The organism is Nocardia sp. CA-136227 (genome assembly GCF_050955695.1).
In the GTDB taxonomy this organism is placed as follows: Bacteria; Actinomycetota; Actinomycetes; order Mycobacteriales; family Mycobacteriaceae; genus Nocardia.
The window spans coordinates 6,390,175-6,406,091 of sequence record NZ_CP192081.1; the positions used below are offsets into that span (position 1 = coordinate 6,390,175).

Sequence of the window (15,917 nt, forward strand, 5' to 3'; positions counted from 1 at the left end):
AGCGACCTCCGGGAGCGCAGGCACAGCCGCTCCATGAAAGTGCCTGTGGGCCAGGGCCAATTGCCCAGATGATCGTCGCCAGGTGAGTTCACCGTCGTATCCAGTTCCGTACCGCCGTTGGAAGCTGCCCCCGAACCCTCCACGGTAAGCGACCGAAAGGGTTTGTGGCACAGCGCGGCGGTGGTGGAACCGGATCAGAGGGCGTGGGCGTCGAGCCAGGTGCGGGCCACGGCGGAGGGGCTGGCGTTCTGGTCCCGGATCTGGTGGATCATGTCGGCGAGCTCGGTGGTGGTGAGTTCGCCTGCCACGTAGTTGAGTTTGCGGAGCTGAGGGTCGGTGAGAGCCGACTTGCGGAGGATGGGGGCGACCATGGCGGCGCGGAAGGCGTAGTCGGGGTCGGACAGGGCGGTGAGGTCGGCGCCGTCGCCGGGGAGGAAGGCGGCGGGGCCCGGGAGCACGGCCAACTGGATCTCGCCTTCGGAGAGGGCTTTTCGGAGGTCGGCGTGGGTGGTGAAGGTGACCGTGCGGGTGATGGCGCAGTGGTAGGTGGCGCGCAGGGGGGTGAGGACGTCGCGGTCGGGGTCGAGGGGGGCGCGCTGGGCGTCCAGCGGGGCGCCGGTATCGATGCCGACGATGAGGTCGTCGCAGCGGGGGCCGAGGTCCTTCAGGGAGGACGGGAGGGCCGTGGGGTGCGCGGCGGAGGCGACCACGGTGGGGCGCAGGTCGGTGCCGTCGGCGGGGTCGGAGGTGGTGACGCCCTGCGGAAGGGCTTTGGCGAGGGCCGCATTCACCGCGTCCGGCTTGGTGACGGTTGCGGTCGAGTCGAGGGCGGTGAGGATGTCGCCGGTGATGTCGCCGAACAGGGCGAGGTCGCCGGAGTCCAGCGCGGCGAGCAGATCACCGCGGGAACCCACCCGCTCCTCGACGCGGGTGTGCAGACCGGTGCGGGCCAACGCGCCCGCGTAGAGTTCGGCGATCATCCGGGACTGGGGCGAATCCCCTGCTCCCACCGTCACAACCGGACCGGTGTCCGCGCTGCCGCAGGCCACCGCGGCCACCGCGATCGCGGTGACGAGCGCGCCCCGGCCCAGTGTTCGCACGGCACAAACCAATCGGTTGGATCCGGTCCCGGACGTGCGCACGCGACGCGACGGACGACGGCGGGCGGCGCGACGGCCGAGCGCCTGCGAGGGGTGGGAGTCAGTGCCGGACACGCGCAACAGTCTGCCGCGCCGGCCCTCGCGGCGGTGAAACCGGGCCGGACATCGGGCGTGCCGTTTCCGCCGGAAGCGCGAAACCGACCGTAGGTAGTCACCGTTCGCGGGATGAGGCGGGCAATATGGACAGTTAGGTCTGTTCCAGGGGTGGTGACACCCCGCCCGCTGCAGGCATCCCGCTCGGAAGGACGACAGTGCAATCGCTCATCACCACGCGCGCCGATGGCAAGCGCATCTCCCGGACCGTACTTCGAATCCTGGCCGCGTCGGTCGCGCTGGCCGCCGCCATGGCACTGTCCGCCTGTGGCGACAACAAGTCCAATCCGCTCGGTGGGGGCGGCAGCTGCGGCGGCGACGCGAACAAGGTGACCGTCGGGTCCGCCAACTTCCCCGAATCCGAGACCGTGGCCGACGTGTACGCGGAAGCGTTGCGGGCCAACGGGTTCAGCGTCGACACCAAACTCAATATCGGCAGCCGTGAGGCGTACGTGCCCGCGTTGAGGCAGTGCGCCATCGACCTGATCCCGGACTACACCGGCAATCTGCTGCAATACCTGGACAAATCGAGCACCGCCACCACGCCCGACGAAGTGAACACCGCACTCGCCAAGGCGCTCGGCGATCAGCTCGCCATCGGCACGCCCGCACCCGGCGAGGACTCCGACGCCGTCGTCGTCACCAAGGCGACCGCCGAGAAATGGAACCTGACCAGCATCGCCGACCTGGCCGCGCACTCGGCCGAGGTGAAACTGGCCGCGCCCGCGGAATTCTCCGAACGGCCGGGCGGGCTACCCGGCCTGAAGAAGAACTACGGACTCGACATCGCCGCCGCCAACTTCGTGCCGATCGCCGACGGCGGCGGCCCCGCCACCGTGAAGGCGCTGACCGACGGCCAGGTCACCGCCGCCGACATCTTCACCACCTCCCCCGCCATCGCCGCCAACAACCTGGTGGTGCTGACCGACCCCAAGCACAACTTCCCGCCGCAGAACGTGGTGCCGCTCTACAACACCGCCAAGAAGAGCGACAAGCTGACCAAGGTGCTCGACGCGACCTCCGCGAAACTCACCACCGCCGAACTCATCTCGCTCAATACCGCCGTCTCCGGCAGCAGCAAGACCGAACCGGCCGCCGCCGCCCGCCAGTGGGTCGCCGCGCAGGGGCTCGACAAGCCGATCGCATAAGGGGAGGCGGAACACGGTGTCCGACATCGAATTCACCGGCGTCAGCAAGACCTACCCGGACGGCACCACCGCCGTCCACGACCTGAGCCTGCGCATCGAATCCGGGTCGTTCACCGTGTTCGTGGGACCGTCCGGCTGCGGCAAGACCACCTCCATGCGCATGATCAACCGGATGATCAGCCCCAGTGTCGGCGCCATCACCATTGGCGGACAGGACATTTCCCGCGTCGACCCGGTCAAGCTGCGGCTCGGCATCGGGTACGTGATCCAGAGCGCCGGACTGCTGCCGCACCGCACCGTCGTCGACAATGTGGCCACCGTGCCGGTGCTGCGCGGGCAGTCCCGGCGCGCGGCCCGGCAGGCGGCGCTGGAGGTGATGGATCGCGTCGGACTGGATCGCGCTCTGGCGCAACGCTATCCGGCGCAACTGTCCGGCGGCCAGCAGCAGCGCGTCGGCGTCGCCCGGGCGCTGGCCGCCGACCCGCCCATCCTGCTCATGGACGAGCCGTTCAGCGCCGTCGACCCCGTCGTGCGCACCGAACTCCAGAACGAGATGCTGCGGCTGCAGGCCGAACTGCACAAGACCATCGTCTTCGTCACCCACGACATCGACGAGGCCATCAAACTCGGCGACCACATCGCCGTCTTCGGGCCCGGCGGGCGCCTGCAACAGCACGACGTCCCGCAGACCGTACTCGCCCGGCCCGCCACCGATTTCGTGGCCGGATTCGTGGGCCGCGACCGCGGCTACCGCGAACTGTCCTTCCGGCCCGCCGACGCCGTACCCCTGCACGACCTCTCCACCATCTCCCCCGAACAGGTGCCCGGCATCCGGTTGGACGAGGGCGAATGGCGGCTCGTCATCGACGAGGCCAAGAAACCCATGGGCTGGATCGACACCACCGGCGTGGAAGGCGTCCGCGCCGGACGCCCGCTCGCCGACAGCATGGCCTCGGGCGGCTCCCTGTTCCCGCCCGGCGGCGACCTGCGGCAGGCACTCGACGCCACCATCTCCTCCCCCGCGGAAATCGGTGTCGCCGTGGACGATTCCGGCGGCGTGCGCGGCGCCATCTACGCCCGCGACGTGCTCGAACAGCTGCACCGGCAGCGCACGGCCGAGGACGCCGAACGCAATCGGGTCTTCTTCGAGGAGACCCGGTGAGGTACCTGCTGGACAATTTCGGCGAGATCGCCGGATACGCCCGCACCCACCTGTCGCTGGCGCTGCTGCCGCTGGCGCTCGGACTGGTGATCGCGATCCCGGCGGGCGCGCTCGCGCATCGGGCGCGCTGGCTGCGGCGGATCACCACCACCGCGGCCGGGATCGCCTACACGATTCCGTCGCTGGCGTTGTTCGTGATCCTGCCGCCGCTGCTCGGCATCGGGGTCATCGATCCGCTGAATGTCGTTATCGCCCTGACCATCTACTCGGTCGCGCTGCTGGTGACGGCGGTACCGGCGGCGCTGGACTCGGTGTCCGACACCACCCTCGACGCGGCCGACGCCATCGGGTACCCGCGCTGGCGGCGGGTGCTCACCGTCGACTTCCCGCTCGCGCTGCCCGTCTTCCTCGCCAACCTGCGGGTCGTGGCCGTCACCAATATCTCGATGGTGACCGTGGGCGCGCTGATCGGAGTGGGCGGTCTCGGCAAGCTGTTCACGCAGGGGTATCAGCGCGACTATCCGGACGAGATCGTGGCGGGCATCATCGTCGTGCTGGTGCTGGCCTTGATCGTGGACCGGGCGCTGTACCTGCTGGGCAAGGTGGCGACGCCGTGGCTGAAAGGGGTTGCGCGGTGAACCTTTTCGTGGACGCCTGGCACTTCCTCACCGACGGCGCGAACTGGTCCGGGCCCGCCGGGATCGGGCGGCGGCTGCTCGAACACCTCTGGTACAGCCTGCTGGCCGTGGGGCTTTCGGCCGTGATCGCCGTGCCCATCGGACTGCTGATCGGGCACACCCGGCGCGGGTCGGCGCTCATCGTCGGATTCGCGAACTCCATGCGCGCCCTGCCGACCCTGGGGGTGCTCACCTTCGTGGTGCTGCTCATGGGGTTGGGGCTCGCCCCGCCGCTGCTGGCGCTGCTCACCGTCGGCATTCCGCCCCTGCTGGCGGGCGCGTACGCGGGCATCGCGAACGTGGACCCCATCGTGGTCGACGCCTCCCGCGCCATGGGCATGAGCGAGCCGCGGGTGCTGCTCCGCGTCGAACTCCCCAACGCGCTGCCGGTGCTGCTCAGCGGCCTGCGCGCGGCCACCCTGCAGGTGGTGGCGACCGCGACCATCGCCGCCTACGTGAACCTGGGCGGGCTGGGCCGGTACATCTTCGACGGGATAAGCCTCTACCGGTACGACAAGGTTCTGGTCGGCGCGATCCTGGTGGCCGCGCTGGCGCTCACCCTGGACGGTCTACTGGCCTTCGTGGTGTGGCTGAGCGCGCCCGGGACCGGACGATTCGGCCAGCTCACCGGCAGGATCCGAAACAGGCGGATTGACCTTCCGGTGTGACTGGGGTCACGATGTCTCCTGGCACACCCATCCGAGACAGGAGGTTCGCAGTGAAGGCTCGCGACATCATGCACCGGAATGCGGAATGCATCCCCGCTGATGAGACGATCGACCGCGCCGCCCAGATGATGCGCAACATGGACGTCGGCGCCCTGCCGATCTGTGACGGCGACCAGATGATCGGCATGCTCACCGACCGCGACATCGTGGTCAACTGCATCGCCATGGGACACGATCCGGGCAAGGTCCGCGCAGGCGACCTGGCCCAGGGCCGGGTGTGGTCGGTGGACGTCGACACCGACCTCGGAACCGTCCTCGACGTCATGGAACAGAACCAGATCAAACGCATGCCCGTTCTCGACATGCGCAAAGGCAACAAGCTCGCGGGCATGATCTGCGAATCCGACCTCGCCAAGAACGTCAGCGACAAGCAGCTCGCCGCGTTCATCAGCGCCGTCGCGGTACCGCACTAATTCCACGGGAAGCGTCCCGGTTCGCAGCGGATTCACAGGCAGCGACCGGAGAATTACCGCGTGCAACCGGGACGCATTCTTGTCATCGAAGACGCCGAGGCCATTCGCGCCGCGGTCGGAGCCGGGCTCACCGCCGCCGGGCACGACGTGCTCACGCGAGGCGACGGCGCGCTGCTGGAACAGGACCTCACCCGCTACCGGCCCGATGTGGTGGTGCTCGATGTCGGGCTGCCCGGGCGGGACGGGTTCGCGCTCCTGGAATCGGTGCGAGCACGCTCCGCGGCGGGCGTGGTCATGCTCACCGCGCGCGACGGCGTCGAGGACCGGGTCCGGGGGCTGCGCGCCGGATCCGACGACTACCTGGTGAAACCGTTCGACCTCACCGAACTTGTGGCACGCGTGGACGCGCTGCTGCGGCGCATGGGGAAACTCCAGCGCCGCACCGTGATCGGCGACCTCGAGGTGACCGTGGACACCGGCAGCGCGCGCCGGGGCGGACAGGAACTCACGCTCACGGCCACCGAGTTCAAGCTGCTGGCGTACCTCGCGGCGCAACGGGACCGGGTGGTGACCAAGACCCAGATCCTTACGGCCGTGTGGGGATACGACGACTACGACCCGAATCTGGTCGAAGTGCACGTCAGCGCGTTGCGGCGCAAGCTCGAGGAACATGGGGAACGGGTCGTGCACACGGTGCGCGGACTCGGGTACACCCTGCGGGCGCCGAAGTGAGGACCGTCTCGCTGCGTGCGCGGGTAACCCTCACCGCCGCACTGGTTTCCGGCATCGTGCTGGTGCTGGTCGGGGTGAGCGTGCACGCCTTGTTCGGGCTGGTCGTCAACCGCAGCGAGAACGCGGTGCTCGGCGACCGGGCGCAGCTGGCCCGCGAACTCGCGCACAGCGGGGTGACACCGGAGGATCTGGTGTCCCGGGTCGACACCCGGTCCGTGCGGGTGCGGCTCGTGCTCGCCGACGGCCGCACCTTCGGCAGCCTCGATCACCGGATCGCCGAGGACAGCACCACCAAGACTCGCCTCATTCGCCTGAGCGGGTCCGGTGCGATCGACGGCAGCCGGCTCACCTTGCAGATCGACACTCCCCTGCTGGCCCGCGTGCAATCACGGCTGGGACTACTGCTGACCGCGGCGACCACGTCCGCCATCGCGATCATCTCGCTCGCACTGTGGTTCGGGATCCGCCGCGCGCTCGAACCGCTCGACGCCATGACGCGGCTGGCCCGCGACATCGCGCACGGTCACCTCGGACGACGGCTCGAACCGTCCCGCACCGACACCGAATTGGGGCGCACCGCGGCCGCATTCGACGAAATGCTGGACGCGCTGGAAGGGGCGCTGCGTGACACGGCGGCCGCCGAAGCCCGGGCCCGCGCCTCCGAGCAGCAGATCCGCGCGTTCGTCGGGGACGCCGCCCACGAATTGCGCACACCCATCACGGGAGTGCGCTCGCTCGCCGAAGCGGTCCTGCAACAGCCCACCGACACCGATCCCGAGGATCGACAGCGGATGTTGCTCCTCCTGGTTCGCGAAACGCATCGCGCGGGACGGTTGGTCGATGACCTGCTCGACCTGGCGCGTATCGACGCCGGGCTCCAGCTCCGGCGCGAGCCCGTCGATCTGCACGCGCTCGCCGGCGCCCAGCTCGACCGCATGCGAATGCTGCATCCGGACACCGAATTCCATCTCACCGGCGATCCGGTCACCGCTTCCGCCGATCCCGAGCGCATCACCCAGATCCTCACCAATCTGCTGACCAACGCCTGCCAGGCCATGCGGGACCACGGCTCGGTCACCATCGACGTGCGTGCCGCTCCGGACCGATCCGCCTCCAGCACAGTCGAACTGACAATCTCCGACACCGGCCCCGGCATCCCCGCCGAAGCCCGCGAACGCATCTTCGACCGCCTGGTCCGCCTCGATTCCGCCCGCGACACCCGCCCCGACGGGTCCGGTCTCGGCCTGGCCATCGCCCGCGGTCTCGCCCGCGCCCACGGCGGCGACCTGGTCTGCGTCGACCCCGAGCCGATCGGCGCGCAGGGCGCGGTCTTCCGCCTCGCTCTCCCCGCCTGAAGATCACCTGAAGAAGCCCGCCGGCTTCAGGGAGGCTTCAGGTTCGGCGGGCAGATTCGACGGCGAACCCACCACACAACCTGGAGTGAGCATGAAACGCACCCTCGCCGTGGCCCTCGCCGGAGCCGCCGGAGCCGCCGCCATCGCCCTCGCGATCCCCGGCACCGCCTCCGCCGACACCCCCACCTGCGGTCCTGCCGCCGCGGCCGCCGCGCGCGCCGACTCCGCACCCAAGGTCGCCGCCTACCTGGCCGCGCATCCCGACGTCGCCGCCGAGATCGCCAAGGTCAAGGCGCTGCCCAAGGATCAGCGGCGGGCGGAGCTGAAGGCGTGGCGCGAGGCCAACCCGCAGCAGGCCCAGGACCTGAAGGCGGCACGCCAGGCTGTCATCGACTATCACAAGGCGTGCGGCAAGCAGCACAAGTAGTCGGTCATCGCGTGTGGGGCCCGGTCGAAACGACCGGGCCCCACACGCGTTCCGTGACCACTAGACCCTCGCGGCCACCGGTGCGGCCGCGATCAGCCAGTTGCTGAACTCCACGGCCAGATGCCACCGATGCTGCCGAATGAACCTCCCTGGCAAGGTCGCCGGAAACTGAACGGTGAGAAGCGCATTCAGCGTGCCGCCCTGATCGCGGAACTGATGGCGGACGCCGCCGATGACCAGACCGTCATCGAGAACCGCTTGCCCCGCGATCTGAATCGGATACCGCGGGTCGACCGGAACGGTCAGGTCATCGGTCGTTGTGTAGTCGACCAGGAACCGGGTCGGCATGGGCGACCCACCGGTGGTCTCGACGACTTCCTGCCGTCCGTCGGGCAGCCCTCGGAGCAGATAGTGATCCGGGCAGGCATCGACCATCTCGGCCTCACGGTTGTCGAGGACCAGATTCTCGAACCACGCGGCGAACCGTTCCGCGGAGTAACCCGGGACCTCCAGACGAATCGCGGAGTGCGCCGTCCGACCGCGGCTCATCGCCATCCCAGCGCGAGCGATCCGCTCCGACACGACCAGATCTCGCTCGAGCACTGCGTATAACCCGGCATGCCCAAGGCGAATCTTCAAGTCCGTCAACGCGACTCGCTGCATGTCGAGGGGCGCGCCGAGCAACTCCGCCATCGTGCGATCCGGCAGCAGTTCAGCGAGCGCGCGCTCCCCCAGCCGGGCGGCGAGCTTCCGCAGCACGGCACCGGCACGCCGTGATTCCCACGCCCGCACCTGATCTCGCGTGATCCGCCGTCCACCCAGGTCCGCACGAATCTCGATGGGCTCGGCCATATCGCGTCCTCTCATCCCCATCCTTAACGCAAGCGAACCTAGCATTAAGCTCCGTTCAGTGGGAAGACTAAAGCCAGGAATGTTAGCTTTTAACCTCCGAACCTGTTAGGAACAGGGCATGGACCAGCCCGGAGACCGCGACCACCCGGAATCAAGCCCCCGCCGCAGGACCGGAGGCCGATCCGCCCGAGTCCGCCAGGCCATCCTCGCGGCCACCCTCGACCAGATCGCCGACCACGGTATCGAGGGCCTGACCATCACCGAGGTCGCCACCCGAGCCGCCGTCGCCGAAACAACCATCTACCGCCGCTGGGGCACCCGCACCGCCCTCATCGCCGACGCCGTCACCGAACTCGCCGCCGAAGCCAACCCCATCCCCGACACCGGCGTCCTCCGGGAAGACCTGCGCCAGTTGGCCCAGCAGATCGCCGACCTGATCTCCCGCCCCGGCATAGCCCGCCTCCTCGGCACCACGGTCGCCCTCTCCCCCGACCCGGAAGTAGCAGCCGCCCGCCACCACTTCTGGACCACCCGCTTCGACCAGAGCGCCGCCATCATCCACCGAGCCATCCGGCGCGGCGACCTCCCTCCCGATACCTCCCCCCGTGAGGTCATCGAAACCCTCTCCGCCCCTCTCTATTTCCGCCTCCTGGTCAGCGACCACCCCCTCGACACCACCTTCGTCGACCGCTGCACGGACCACGCCGTCACCGTCTACACCACCCCGCACAAAACCGAGGTGCAGCGCCCCACACCCCTGTGATATCGCTGTGGTGACCGGAAACGGTTCCGGCACAACAACAAAGTTAGGAATACACATCACCATGGGCGTTCTAGGTGTCCTCTTCACGCTGCTCAGCCAGGCCTTCGGCATCGTGACCAACGGCTCCGCCTACATGAACAGCCAGCACTAGAGGGAGGGGCTGTGCGTCGGCCCCACACCGGGGCCGGCATGCCCACCACCCATCTGACATGGGTTCATTTCGGAATTGGGTCCGTGAAAGTAAACGGCGTGATCTAATTCCGCCAACTCGGGTGAATCCTGCCTTGATGACGATGTCGAGGGCGCCCGGTGCGTGGGAGAAACACATGGTGGACAGAAGTATGCAGCGGGCGGCCGGGTCGGTGGCCGCGTTCGCGGTGGCGGCCGGGTTCGCGGTTGCGGCGATGCCTGGCATGGCCTCGGCCGCGTCCGGGACGGTGACCTGGAACGACGGGAACAGCAAGTTCACCCGGACGGTGTCCAACACCAACCCGATCGCCGGTGAGGTCGTGACCGTGTCGACGAAGTTCGAGCGGACCGGCATCCCGGTGGAGTACATCTACTCGATCAAGGACGCGCACCCGACCTGCCTGACCCCCGTCGCGGGCTCGGCGAAGATGGGCGGCGACCAGGTCTCGATCGACACCTCGGCGCCGGACGCGGTCAGTGCCTCGTTCTCCATCGTGAAATACCCGGTGTACCCGAACATCTCGCCGAAGTCGCAGACCTTCGAGGTGCAGTACACCGTCGGCGTCAACTGCGCCCGCGACACCCCGCTGGCGACCTCCATGAGCTACAGCGGCTCCCTCGGCTCCGGCAACTACACCGACAAGGGCCCGGCCCTCACCGTGTCCAGTGACGCCGTGTCGACCACCGTCCTCACCGACGTGAGCGGCGCCAAGATCAACACCCCGGTCACCCTGGAGGCCACCGTGTCCCCGGCGGCCGCCGGCGGCACCATCCAGTTCAAGGCCGGCGACCAGGTCCTCGGCGACATCCCGGTCAACGCGAACGGCAAGGCCACCATCGTGTGGACCCCGGGCGCGGCGGGCTCGTACACCATCGGCGCGAACTTCTCCGGCCGCACCGGCGTGGCCGCCTCGTCGACCACCAAGGTGGTCACCGTGGCCGACGACACCACCCCCACCCCGACCCCGACGCCCAAGCCGAGCACCGGGTCCTTCGGATTCTGATCACCGCCACGGACTCGGCCGGCTACCGGCCGAGTCCGTGCTGGTGCGCGAACACCACCGCCTGAATACGGTCGCGCACACCGAGTTTCGCGAGCACCCGGGACACGTGCGTCTTGATCGTCTCCTCGCCGACACCCAGCGCGGCCGCGATCTCGCCGTTACTGCGCGCATCGGCCAGCAACAGCAACACCTCCCGCTCCCGGGCGGTCAACTGCGCCAACTCGGGCGGCTCCACCGGCGGCGCGATACCGACCGCGAAACGCGTTGCGAGCCTGCGCGTCATGGACGGGTCGATGACCGCGTCCCCACGCACCGCGACCCGGATCGCGGCCACGAGCTCTTCCGGGGGAAGACTTTTCAGCAGGAAACCGCTCGCGCCCGCCGACAGCGCCCGATGCAGATTCGCCTCGCTGTCGTACGTGGTGAGCAACAGCACCCGGGTGCCACCCGCGGCCACGATCGCCTCGGTCGCGGCCAAACCGTCCAGCTTGGGCATGCGGACATCGAGAATCGCCACATCGGGATGCGTGCGCGCGGCCGCCTCGATGGCCGCGCGGCCGTCCCCCACCTCGGCCACGCACTCCAGATCGGGATGAGCGTCCACCACCGCGCGCAGACCGGAACGGAAGACCGCGTGATCGTCGGCGATCAGGACCGTGATGCTCATGCGACTCCGATCGGAACGGAAACCCGGATATCCCAACGGGTTCCGCAGGAATCGGCACCGTGGACCACGGTCCCGTCGAACAGTTCGGCCCGGCGGCGGATGCCGTCCAGACCGCGATGCACATCCGAACCCGGCACCCGGGCGGTGATCGAATTGGTCTCGCGGATCTCCACCGAGCCGGGCCGATAGACGATTTCGAGCTCGGCCCGCTCACCACCGTGACGCAGCGCGTTGGTCAGCATCTCCTGCACGACCCGATACAGCATGACGTCCAGCGACTCCGGCAGCACCGGCGCATCCCCCGAGACGGTCACGCGCACAATCAATCCGGCATCCCGCACCCGATCCACCAGATCGTCGATATCGGCCAGCCCGGGCTGTCGCTCACCGTCGTCCTCGCGGCCGTGCAGCAGATCCAGCTGCCGCCGCAGATCCACCATAGCCGCCCGGCTACTGGTCTCCACCGCATTGACCGACCGGGAAGCCGACTCGGAATCACTGCGCGACAAAGCCATTCGCGCCACCCCGGCGTGAATCCCGATCGCGCTCACATGATGCGAGATGACATCGTGCAGATCCCGCGCGATCGCCTCCCGCTCATCGGCCAGCGCCCGATCCAGCGCCGCCCGCTGCTCCTGCCGCCGCAACCGCTCCCGCTGCTCCAATTCCGCGATATAGGCCCCGCGCGCCGCCGTGTACCGGCCCACCAGCCACGGCACCACCCCCGCCCCGAGCGCCGAGATCACCAGCCGCACAGGATTGTTCGTGCCCGCCAGCGCCGCCATCGCGTTCACCGTCAACGCGCCGCCCGCCAGCAGCGTCACGGTCAGCACCGACACCACCCCGCTCAGCCACGCGCCCGCCTGATACCCGGCCACCAGGAACCCGACATCGAAAACCCTGGCGGTGAGCCCGTAATGGTGCGCGAACACCGCCACCGACACCTTCACCACCACCTGCGCCACCGCCACCGCGGCCGCCGTCGCCGCCGGAGCCGCCAGCGCCAGATCCGCGGCCACCGTGGCCACGGTCAGCACGGTGGCCGCCACCGGGGCCAGGCCGAACCCGCCGCACATCACCATCTGCGCGCCGTCCAGCACGGCCGCCACCGCGGCCACCAGCAGCGACTGCCGGGCCAGTGACCTGGTCACATCCATGGCCGCACGGTACCGCCCGGACCCCTCCTCCCCCGTGTGGGGGACGACCGAATCCCGCGAACGCGGAAGGGGCGCCTCGTCGATGACGAAGCGCCCCTTCCGGCTCGGTTCAGCGTGCGATTACGCGACGCCCTCGGCGCGGGCGGCATTGCCCACGGCCTCGGCGACCGCCGGGGCCACGCGCGGGTCCAGCGGGCTCGGGATGATCTTGTCCGCGGACAGCTCACCGGCGACCACATTGAAGATCGCCTCGGCCGCGGCCACCTTCATGCCCTCGGTGATGCGGCGGGCGCCGGCATCCAGCGCGCCCTTGAAGACGCCCGGGAAGGCCAGCACATTGTTGAGCTGGTTCGGGAAGTCGCTGCGGCCGGTGGCCACGATGGACGCGTACTTGGCGGCGACGTCGGGGTGGATCTCCGGGTTCGGGTTCGACATGGCGAACACGATGGACTCCGGCGCCATGGACGCGATGAGCTCCTCGGCGATGGTGCCCGCCGACAGACCCAGGAACACGTCCGCACCCGCGAGCGCCTCGGCCGGACCGCCGGTCACATTGCGCGGGTTGGTGCGCTCGGCCAGCGCGGTCTTGTACTCGTTCAGGTCGCCGCGATCCTTGCTCACGATGCCCTTGGAGTCGAGCACGACGATGTCGGAGACGCCGGCGGCCAGCAGGATGTCGGTGCACGCGACGCCCGCGGCGCCCGCACCCGAGACCACGACCTTCATGCCGGACATGTCACGGCCCTGCACCGCGGCCGCGCCCTTGAGGCCGGCCAGCACCACGATGGCGGTGCCGTGCTGGTCGTCGTGCATGACCGGGCAGTCCAGCGCCTCGACGACGCGCTTCTCGATCTCGAAGCAGCGCGGGGCGGAGATGTCCTCCAGGTTGACCGCGCCGAAGCTGGGGCGCAGGCGGATCAGGGTCTCGACGATCTCGTCGGGGTCCTTGGTGTCCAGCACGAGCGGGATCGAGTCCAGCCCGGCGAACTTCTTGAACAGCGCCGCCTTGCCCTCCATCACCGGCAGCGACGCGCGCGGGCCGATGTCGCCCAGACCCAGCACGGCGGTGCCGTCGGAGACGACCACGACCAGGCGCTCGGCCCAGGTGTAGGTCTTGGCGAGGGACTCGTCCTCGGCGATGCCGAGGCAGACCTTCGCGACGCCCGGGGTGTAGGCGATGGACAGATCCCGCTGGGTCTCCAGCGGTGCGGTGAGTTCGACCGAAAGCTTGCCGCCAAGATGCCCGGCGAAAATTTCTTCCGTGGTGATGTCGGACAGGTTCGCGCCATTGGACGCGGGGGCCTCGGTGGCATTCACTGCTTCAGTCACGGGTGACACGCTTTCACTCCTGATCGGTTCGGACTCAACCGTTTGACGGTTACCGTTCGGTAATAGCTGTTTTTATGGTTTCGGTGCTCATATATATCTTTTCGCCGTGACGGAATGGTCGACGGCGGCACAGATCGTCGAGCGAGAACCGGAGGGGTGTGTCCGGACGAGACAGTCGGGGTGATCCCGGGTGAACCCGCGAGTCGGAGTTCGTGATCACCGAGTGTCCCGGGCCGGGCGGTGGCTGCGGCCGGGATCGGCCCATTCTGCCAGTCGCTGCGACGGGGTGCCAAATCGACCCTGGGTCCGTCGCGTCGCCTCACCATCGTTGAAGAGTAAGTCAGCCGCGTCACGCGCAGGTGAACGGAAACTCGCTGGTGGGAACCCGAACTCGGAGAACTGTCACAACCCGGTCGCGGGGACGGCTGTGAGGTTGTCATGGGGGCTGCACGACCGATCAGTAACCTACCGCCCGGTTCACGCCGGCGCCGCCTCGGCTACCACGGGTTGCGGTCGTACCCACACGGATTCGAGACCGCCGGAGAGCAACCGTACCCGCCAGTCAATTCCCGCACCGGGGTGGTCGGTACGCCGGTGCATTCCCCGGGTCTCGGTTCGAGCGAGCGCCGAATATTTCGTCCAACGCGCCACCGCGAGCAGCGCCGCGGCCTGCCTGGCCCACAGCCGATCGGGACCTTTTCCGCCCAGCGCCAACTCCGCACCCGGCCACAGACCATCCAGTTCGCCGATGCTGTCACGCAGGCTGCCGTCACTCCGCCAGTAGCTGCGCCGCAGGGGCAACGTGTGCTCCTGAACCAGCCCCACCACCGCGCGCGGATCCAGGCGGGACTTGTCCCCCAGACCCACACCCGGCACCGGCCGCGCCTTGCCCAGCTTGCGGCGGGACTCCGCGAAACCGGCCGCACCGGCGCCCGCCCACACCCCGGACGAAATGGACCACGCACCGTTCTGGCCGCCGAAACCGCTGACCGCGCCGGTGATCGGCTCCCGGGTGGTGACATCCCCCGCGCCGTAGAGGCCCGCCACGGTGGTGGCGCAATCCGGTCCCACCAGGCGCAATCCACCCGTGCCGCGCACCGTGCCCTCCAGCACCGCGCCCATCGGCACCTGACCGGTCGGGCTCGGGCCCAGCCGCAGCAGCTCCGCGCGAACCGCCTCGGGCAGCTCGTCCAGCGCGGCGTACACCCGGCGGCCATCCGCGATGGCCGCGAAAGCCTGTGCCCGCGAACCACACCCCTGACCCCACAGCACCGACCGCGATTCGTCGTACAGGGTCGCGAAATGCATGACCTGATCCGAGGCGAACACCGCCGACACCGGGCGCCCCCCGAACGGCCACGAATCGGCCACCGGGGCCAGCGAATACGCGTTGGAGAACTCCATGCCCGACAGTTCGGCCCCGGCCTCCGCGCCCATGAGCAGGCCGTCCCCGGTGTCCACGTCGGTGCCCGCGCCGCCGGAGAGGAAGGCGCAGCCTCCGGTGGCCAGCACCACCGCGCGAGCGCGAACGATCCAGTTGGGCGACTCACCGTGCAGCGCCACGCCCGCCGCGCCGGACACCACGCCGTCCTTGTCGGTGATCAGCTGCAATGCCGGATGGTGGTCGAGGATGCGGACCCCCGCGATCACCATGCTGCGCCGCAGCCTGCCCAGATATTTCGCCCCGTCGAGGTAGACCCGCGCCGGGCGCTCGGCGTGTTCGCCCTGGAAGTGGAAGCCGCCGTGCACGAGCTGGCCGACCCGCCGGTGTGTCTCCTCCAGCACCCGGTACATCCAGTCCGGTTCACCCAGCCCGCCGCCGTGCGCGAAGTTCTGCCGCACGGCTTCCTCGCGGGCCGCGCCCGACGGGATGTTCCACAGGGTGACCCCGCCCCGCGCCGTCGGTCCGCTGGATCCACAGCGGGCCTTGTCGACGACCAATACCCGCGCGCCCGCGGCGGCCGCGGCAAGGGCGGCCCAGCATCCGGCCGGGCCACCTCCCAGCACCAGCACATCGGCGTCGAATTCGGTCATATCGACAAATGTTCGACGACAGTTCAA

General features: G+C 69.1%; 16 protein-coding genes. 10 read left to right on the plus strand and 6 right to left on the minus strand.

The genetic code is table 11. The annotated features are described in order from the left end of the window. Window positions 1–194: 194 nt before the first annotated feature. Window positions 195–1,100, minus strand: coding sequence for a glycine betaine ABC transporter substrate-binding protein (locus ACQP06_RS29605; RefSeq protein WP_433667971.1), 906 nt, complete (start codon window positions 1,098–1,100; stop codon window positions 195–197). A gap of 404 nt (window positions 1,101–1,504) precedes the next feature. Here ACQP06_RS29605 and ACQP06_RS29610 point away from each other — a divergent pair, with 404 nt between their 5' ends. The 8 genes from ACQP06_RS29610 (at window position 1,505) to ACQP06_RS29645 (ending at window position 7,895) form a co-directional block, all read left to right on the plus strand. Further along, on the plus strand, window positions 1,505–2,401 hold the full coding sequence (locus tag ACQP06_RS29610) for an ABC transporter substrate-binding protein (RefSeq protein ID WP_433673465.1): 897 nt from the start codon (window positions 1,505–1,507) through the stop codon (window positions 2,399–2,401). A gap of 16 nt (window positions 2,402–2,417) precedes the next feature. Further along, window positions 2,418–3,563, plus strand: coding sequence for an ABC transporter ATP-binding protein (locus ACQP06_RS29615; protein WP_433667972.1), 1,146 nt, complete (start codon window positions 2,418–2,420; stop codon window positions 3,561–3,563). Next, on the plus strand, window positions 3,560–4,201 hold the full coding sequence (locus ACQP06_RS29620; protein ID WP_433667974.1) for an ABC transporter permease: 642 nt from the start codon (window positions 3,560–3,562) through the stop codon (window positions 4,199–4,201). Before ACQP06_RS29615 ends, ACQP06_RS29620 begins: the two co-directional genes overlap by 4 nt. Next, on the plus strand, window positions 4,198–4,908 hold the full coding sequence (locus ACQP06_RS29625) for an ABC transporter permease (protein WP_433673466.1): 711 nt from the start codon (window positions 4,198–4,200) through the stop codon (window positions 4,906–4,908). Before ACQP06_RS29620 ends, ACQP06_RS29625 begins: the two co-directional genes overlap by 4 nt. A 50-nt stretch (window positions 4,909–4,958) precedes the next feature. Then, window positions 4,959–5,381: a CBS domain-containing protein gene (locus ACQP06_RS29630; RefSeq protein WP_433667976.1), complete on the plus strand. Its 423-nt coding sequence runs from the start codon at window positions 4,959–4,961 to the stop codon at window positions 5,379–5,381. Between the two features lie 60 nt (window positions 5,382–5,441). Further along, complete coding sequence (locus ACQP06_RS29635; RefSeq protein ID WP_433667978.1) at window positions 5,442–6,113, plus strand: response regulator transcription factor; 672 nt, start codon at window positions 5,442–5,444, stop codon at window positions 6,111–6,113. Continuing rightward, on the plus strand, window positions 6,110–7,468 hold the full coding sequence (locus tag ACQP06_RS29640) for a sensor histidine kinase (RefSeq protein WP_433667980.1): 1,359 nt from the start codon (window positions 6,110–6,112) through the stop codon (window positions 7,466–7,468). The genes ACQP06_RS29635 and ACQP06_RS29640 overlap by 4 nt, the downstream gene beginning before the upstream one ends. A gap of 91 nt (window positions 7,469–7,559) precedes the next feature. Next, window positions 7,560–7,895, plus strand: coding sequence for a hemophore-related protein (locus tag ACQP06_RS29645; RefSeq protein WP_357087298.1), 336 nt, complete (start codon window positions 7,560–7,562; stop codon window positions 7,893–7,895). A 60-nt stretch (window positions 7,896–7,955) separates the two neighbouring features. Here ACQP06_RS29645 and ACQP06_RS29650 read toward each other — a convergent pair whose 3' ends face one another. Then, window positions 7,956–8,747: a hypothetical protein gene (locus ACQP06_RS29650; protein WP_433667983.1), complete on the minus strand. Its 792-nt coding sequence runs from the start codon at window positions 8,745–8,747 to the stop codon at window positions 7,956–7,958. 118 nt (window positions 8,748–8,865) lie between these two features. Here ACQP06_RS29650 and ACQP06_RS29655 point away from each other — a divergent pair, with 118 nt between their 5' ends. Continuing rightward, window positions 8,866–9,510, plus strand: a complete 645-nt coding sequence (locus ACQP06_RS29655; protein WP_433667985.1) for a TetR/AcrR family transcriptional regulator — start codon at window positions 8,866–8,868, stop codon at window positions 9,508–9,510. A 326-nt stretch (window positions 9,511–9,836) separates the two neighbouring features. Next, window positions 9,837–10,703, plus strand: coding sequence for an Ig-like domain-containing protein (locus tag ACQP06_RS29660; protein ID WP_433667987.1), 867 nt, complete (start codon window positions 9,837–9,839; stop codon window positions 10,701–10,703). 22 nt (window positions 10,704–10,725) lie between these two features. Here ACQP06_RS29660 and ACQP06_RS29665 read toward each other — a convergent pair whose 3' ends face one another. From ACQP06_RS29665 to ACQP06_RS29680, 4 genes are all read right to left on the minus strand, one after another. Then, on the minus strand, window positions 10,726–11,370 hold the full coding sequence (locus ACQP06_RS29665) for a response regulator (RefSeq protein WP_433667988.1): 645 nt from the start codon (window positions 11,368–11,370) through the stop codon (window positions 10,726–10,728). Continuing rightward, window positions 11,367–12,527: a sensor histidine kinase gene (locus tag ACQP06_RS29670; protein ID WP_433667990.1), complete on the minus strand. Its 1,161-nt coding sequence runs from the start codon at window positions 12,525–12,527 to the stop codon at window positions 11,367–11,369. Before ACQP06_RS29670 ends, ACQP06_RS29665 begins: the two co-directional genes overlap by 4 nt. 120 nt (window positions 12,528–12,647) lie before the next feature. Further along, window positions 12,648–13,865 (minus strand): NAD(P)-dependent malic enzyme, encoded by a 1,218-nt coding sequence (locus tag ACQP06_RS29675; RefSeq protein WP_433667991.1) that lies wholly within the window; start codon window positions 13,863–13,865, stop codon window positions 12,648–12,650. 468 nt (window positions 13,866–14,333) lie between these two features. Beyond that, entirely contained in the window at window positions 14,334–15,890 is a 1,557-nt protein-coding gene (locus ACQP06_RS29680; RefSeq protein WP_433667993.1) for an FAD-binding protein, read from the minus strand. Window positions 15,891–15,917: the final 27 nt, after the last annotated feature.

Coding starts and splice junctions, on each gene's coding strand:
- ACQP06_RS29680 (WP_433667993.1), bottom strand. CDS start 15,890: ATGACCGAATTCGACGCCGATGTGCTGGTGCTGGGAGGTGGCCCGGCC.
- ACQP06_RS29670 (WP_433667990.1), bottom strand. CDS start 12,527: ATGGATGTGACCAGGTCACTGGCCCGGCAGTCGCTGCTGGTGGCCGCG.
- ACQP06_RS29610 (WP_433673465.1), top strand. CDS start 1,505: ATGGCACTGTCCGCCTGTGGCGACAACAAGTCCAATCCGCTCGGTGGG.
- ACQP06_RS29650 (WP_433667983.1), bottom strand. CDS start 8,747: ATGGCCGAGCCCATCGAGATTCGTGCGGACCTGGGTGGACGGCGGATC.
- ACQP06_RS29655 (WP_433667985.1), top strand. CDS start 8,866: ATGGACCAGCCCGGAGACCGCGACCACCCGGAATCAAGCCCCCGCCGC.
- ACQP06_RS29665 (WP_433667988.1), bottom strand. CDS start 11,370: ATGAGCATCACGGTCCTGATCGCCGACGATCACGCGGTCTTCCGTTCC.
- ACQP06_RS29660 (WP_433667987.1), top strand. CDS start 9,837: ATGGTGGACAGAAGTATGCAGCGGGCGGCCGGGTCGGTGGCCGCGTTC.
- ACQP06_RS29645 (WP_357087298.1), top strand. CDS start 7,560: ATGAAACGCACCCTCGCCGTGGCCCTCGCCGGAGCCGCCGGAGCCGCC.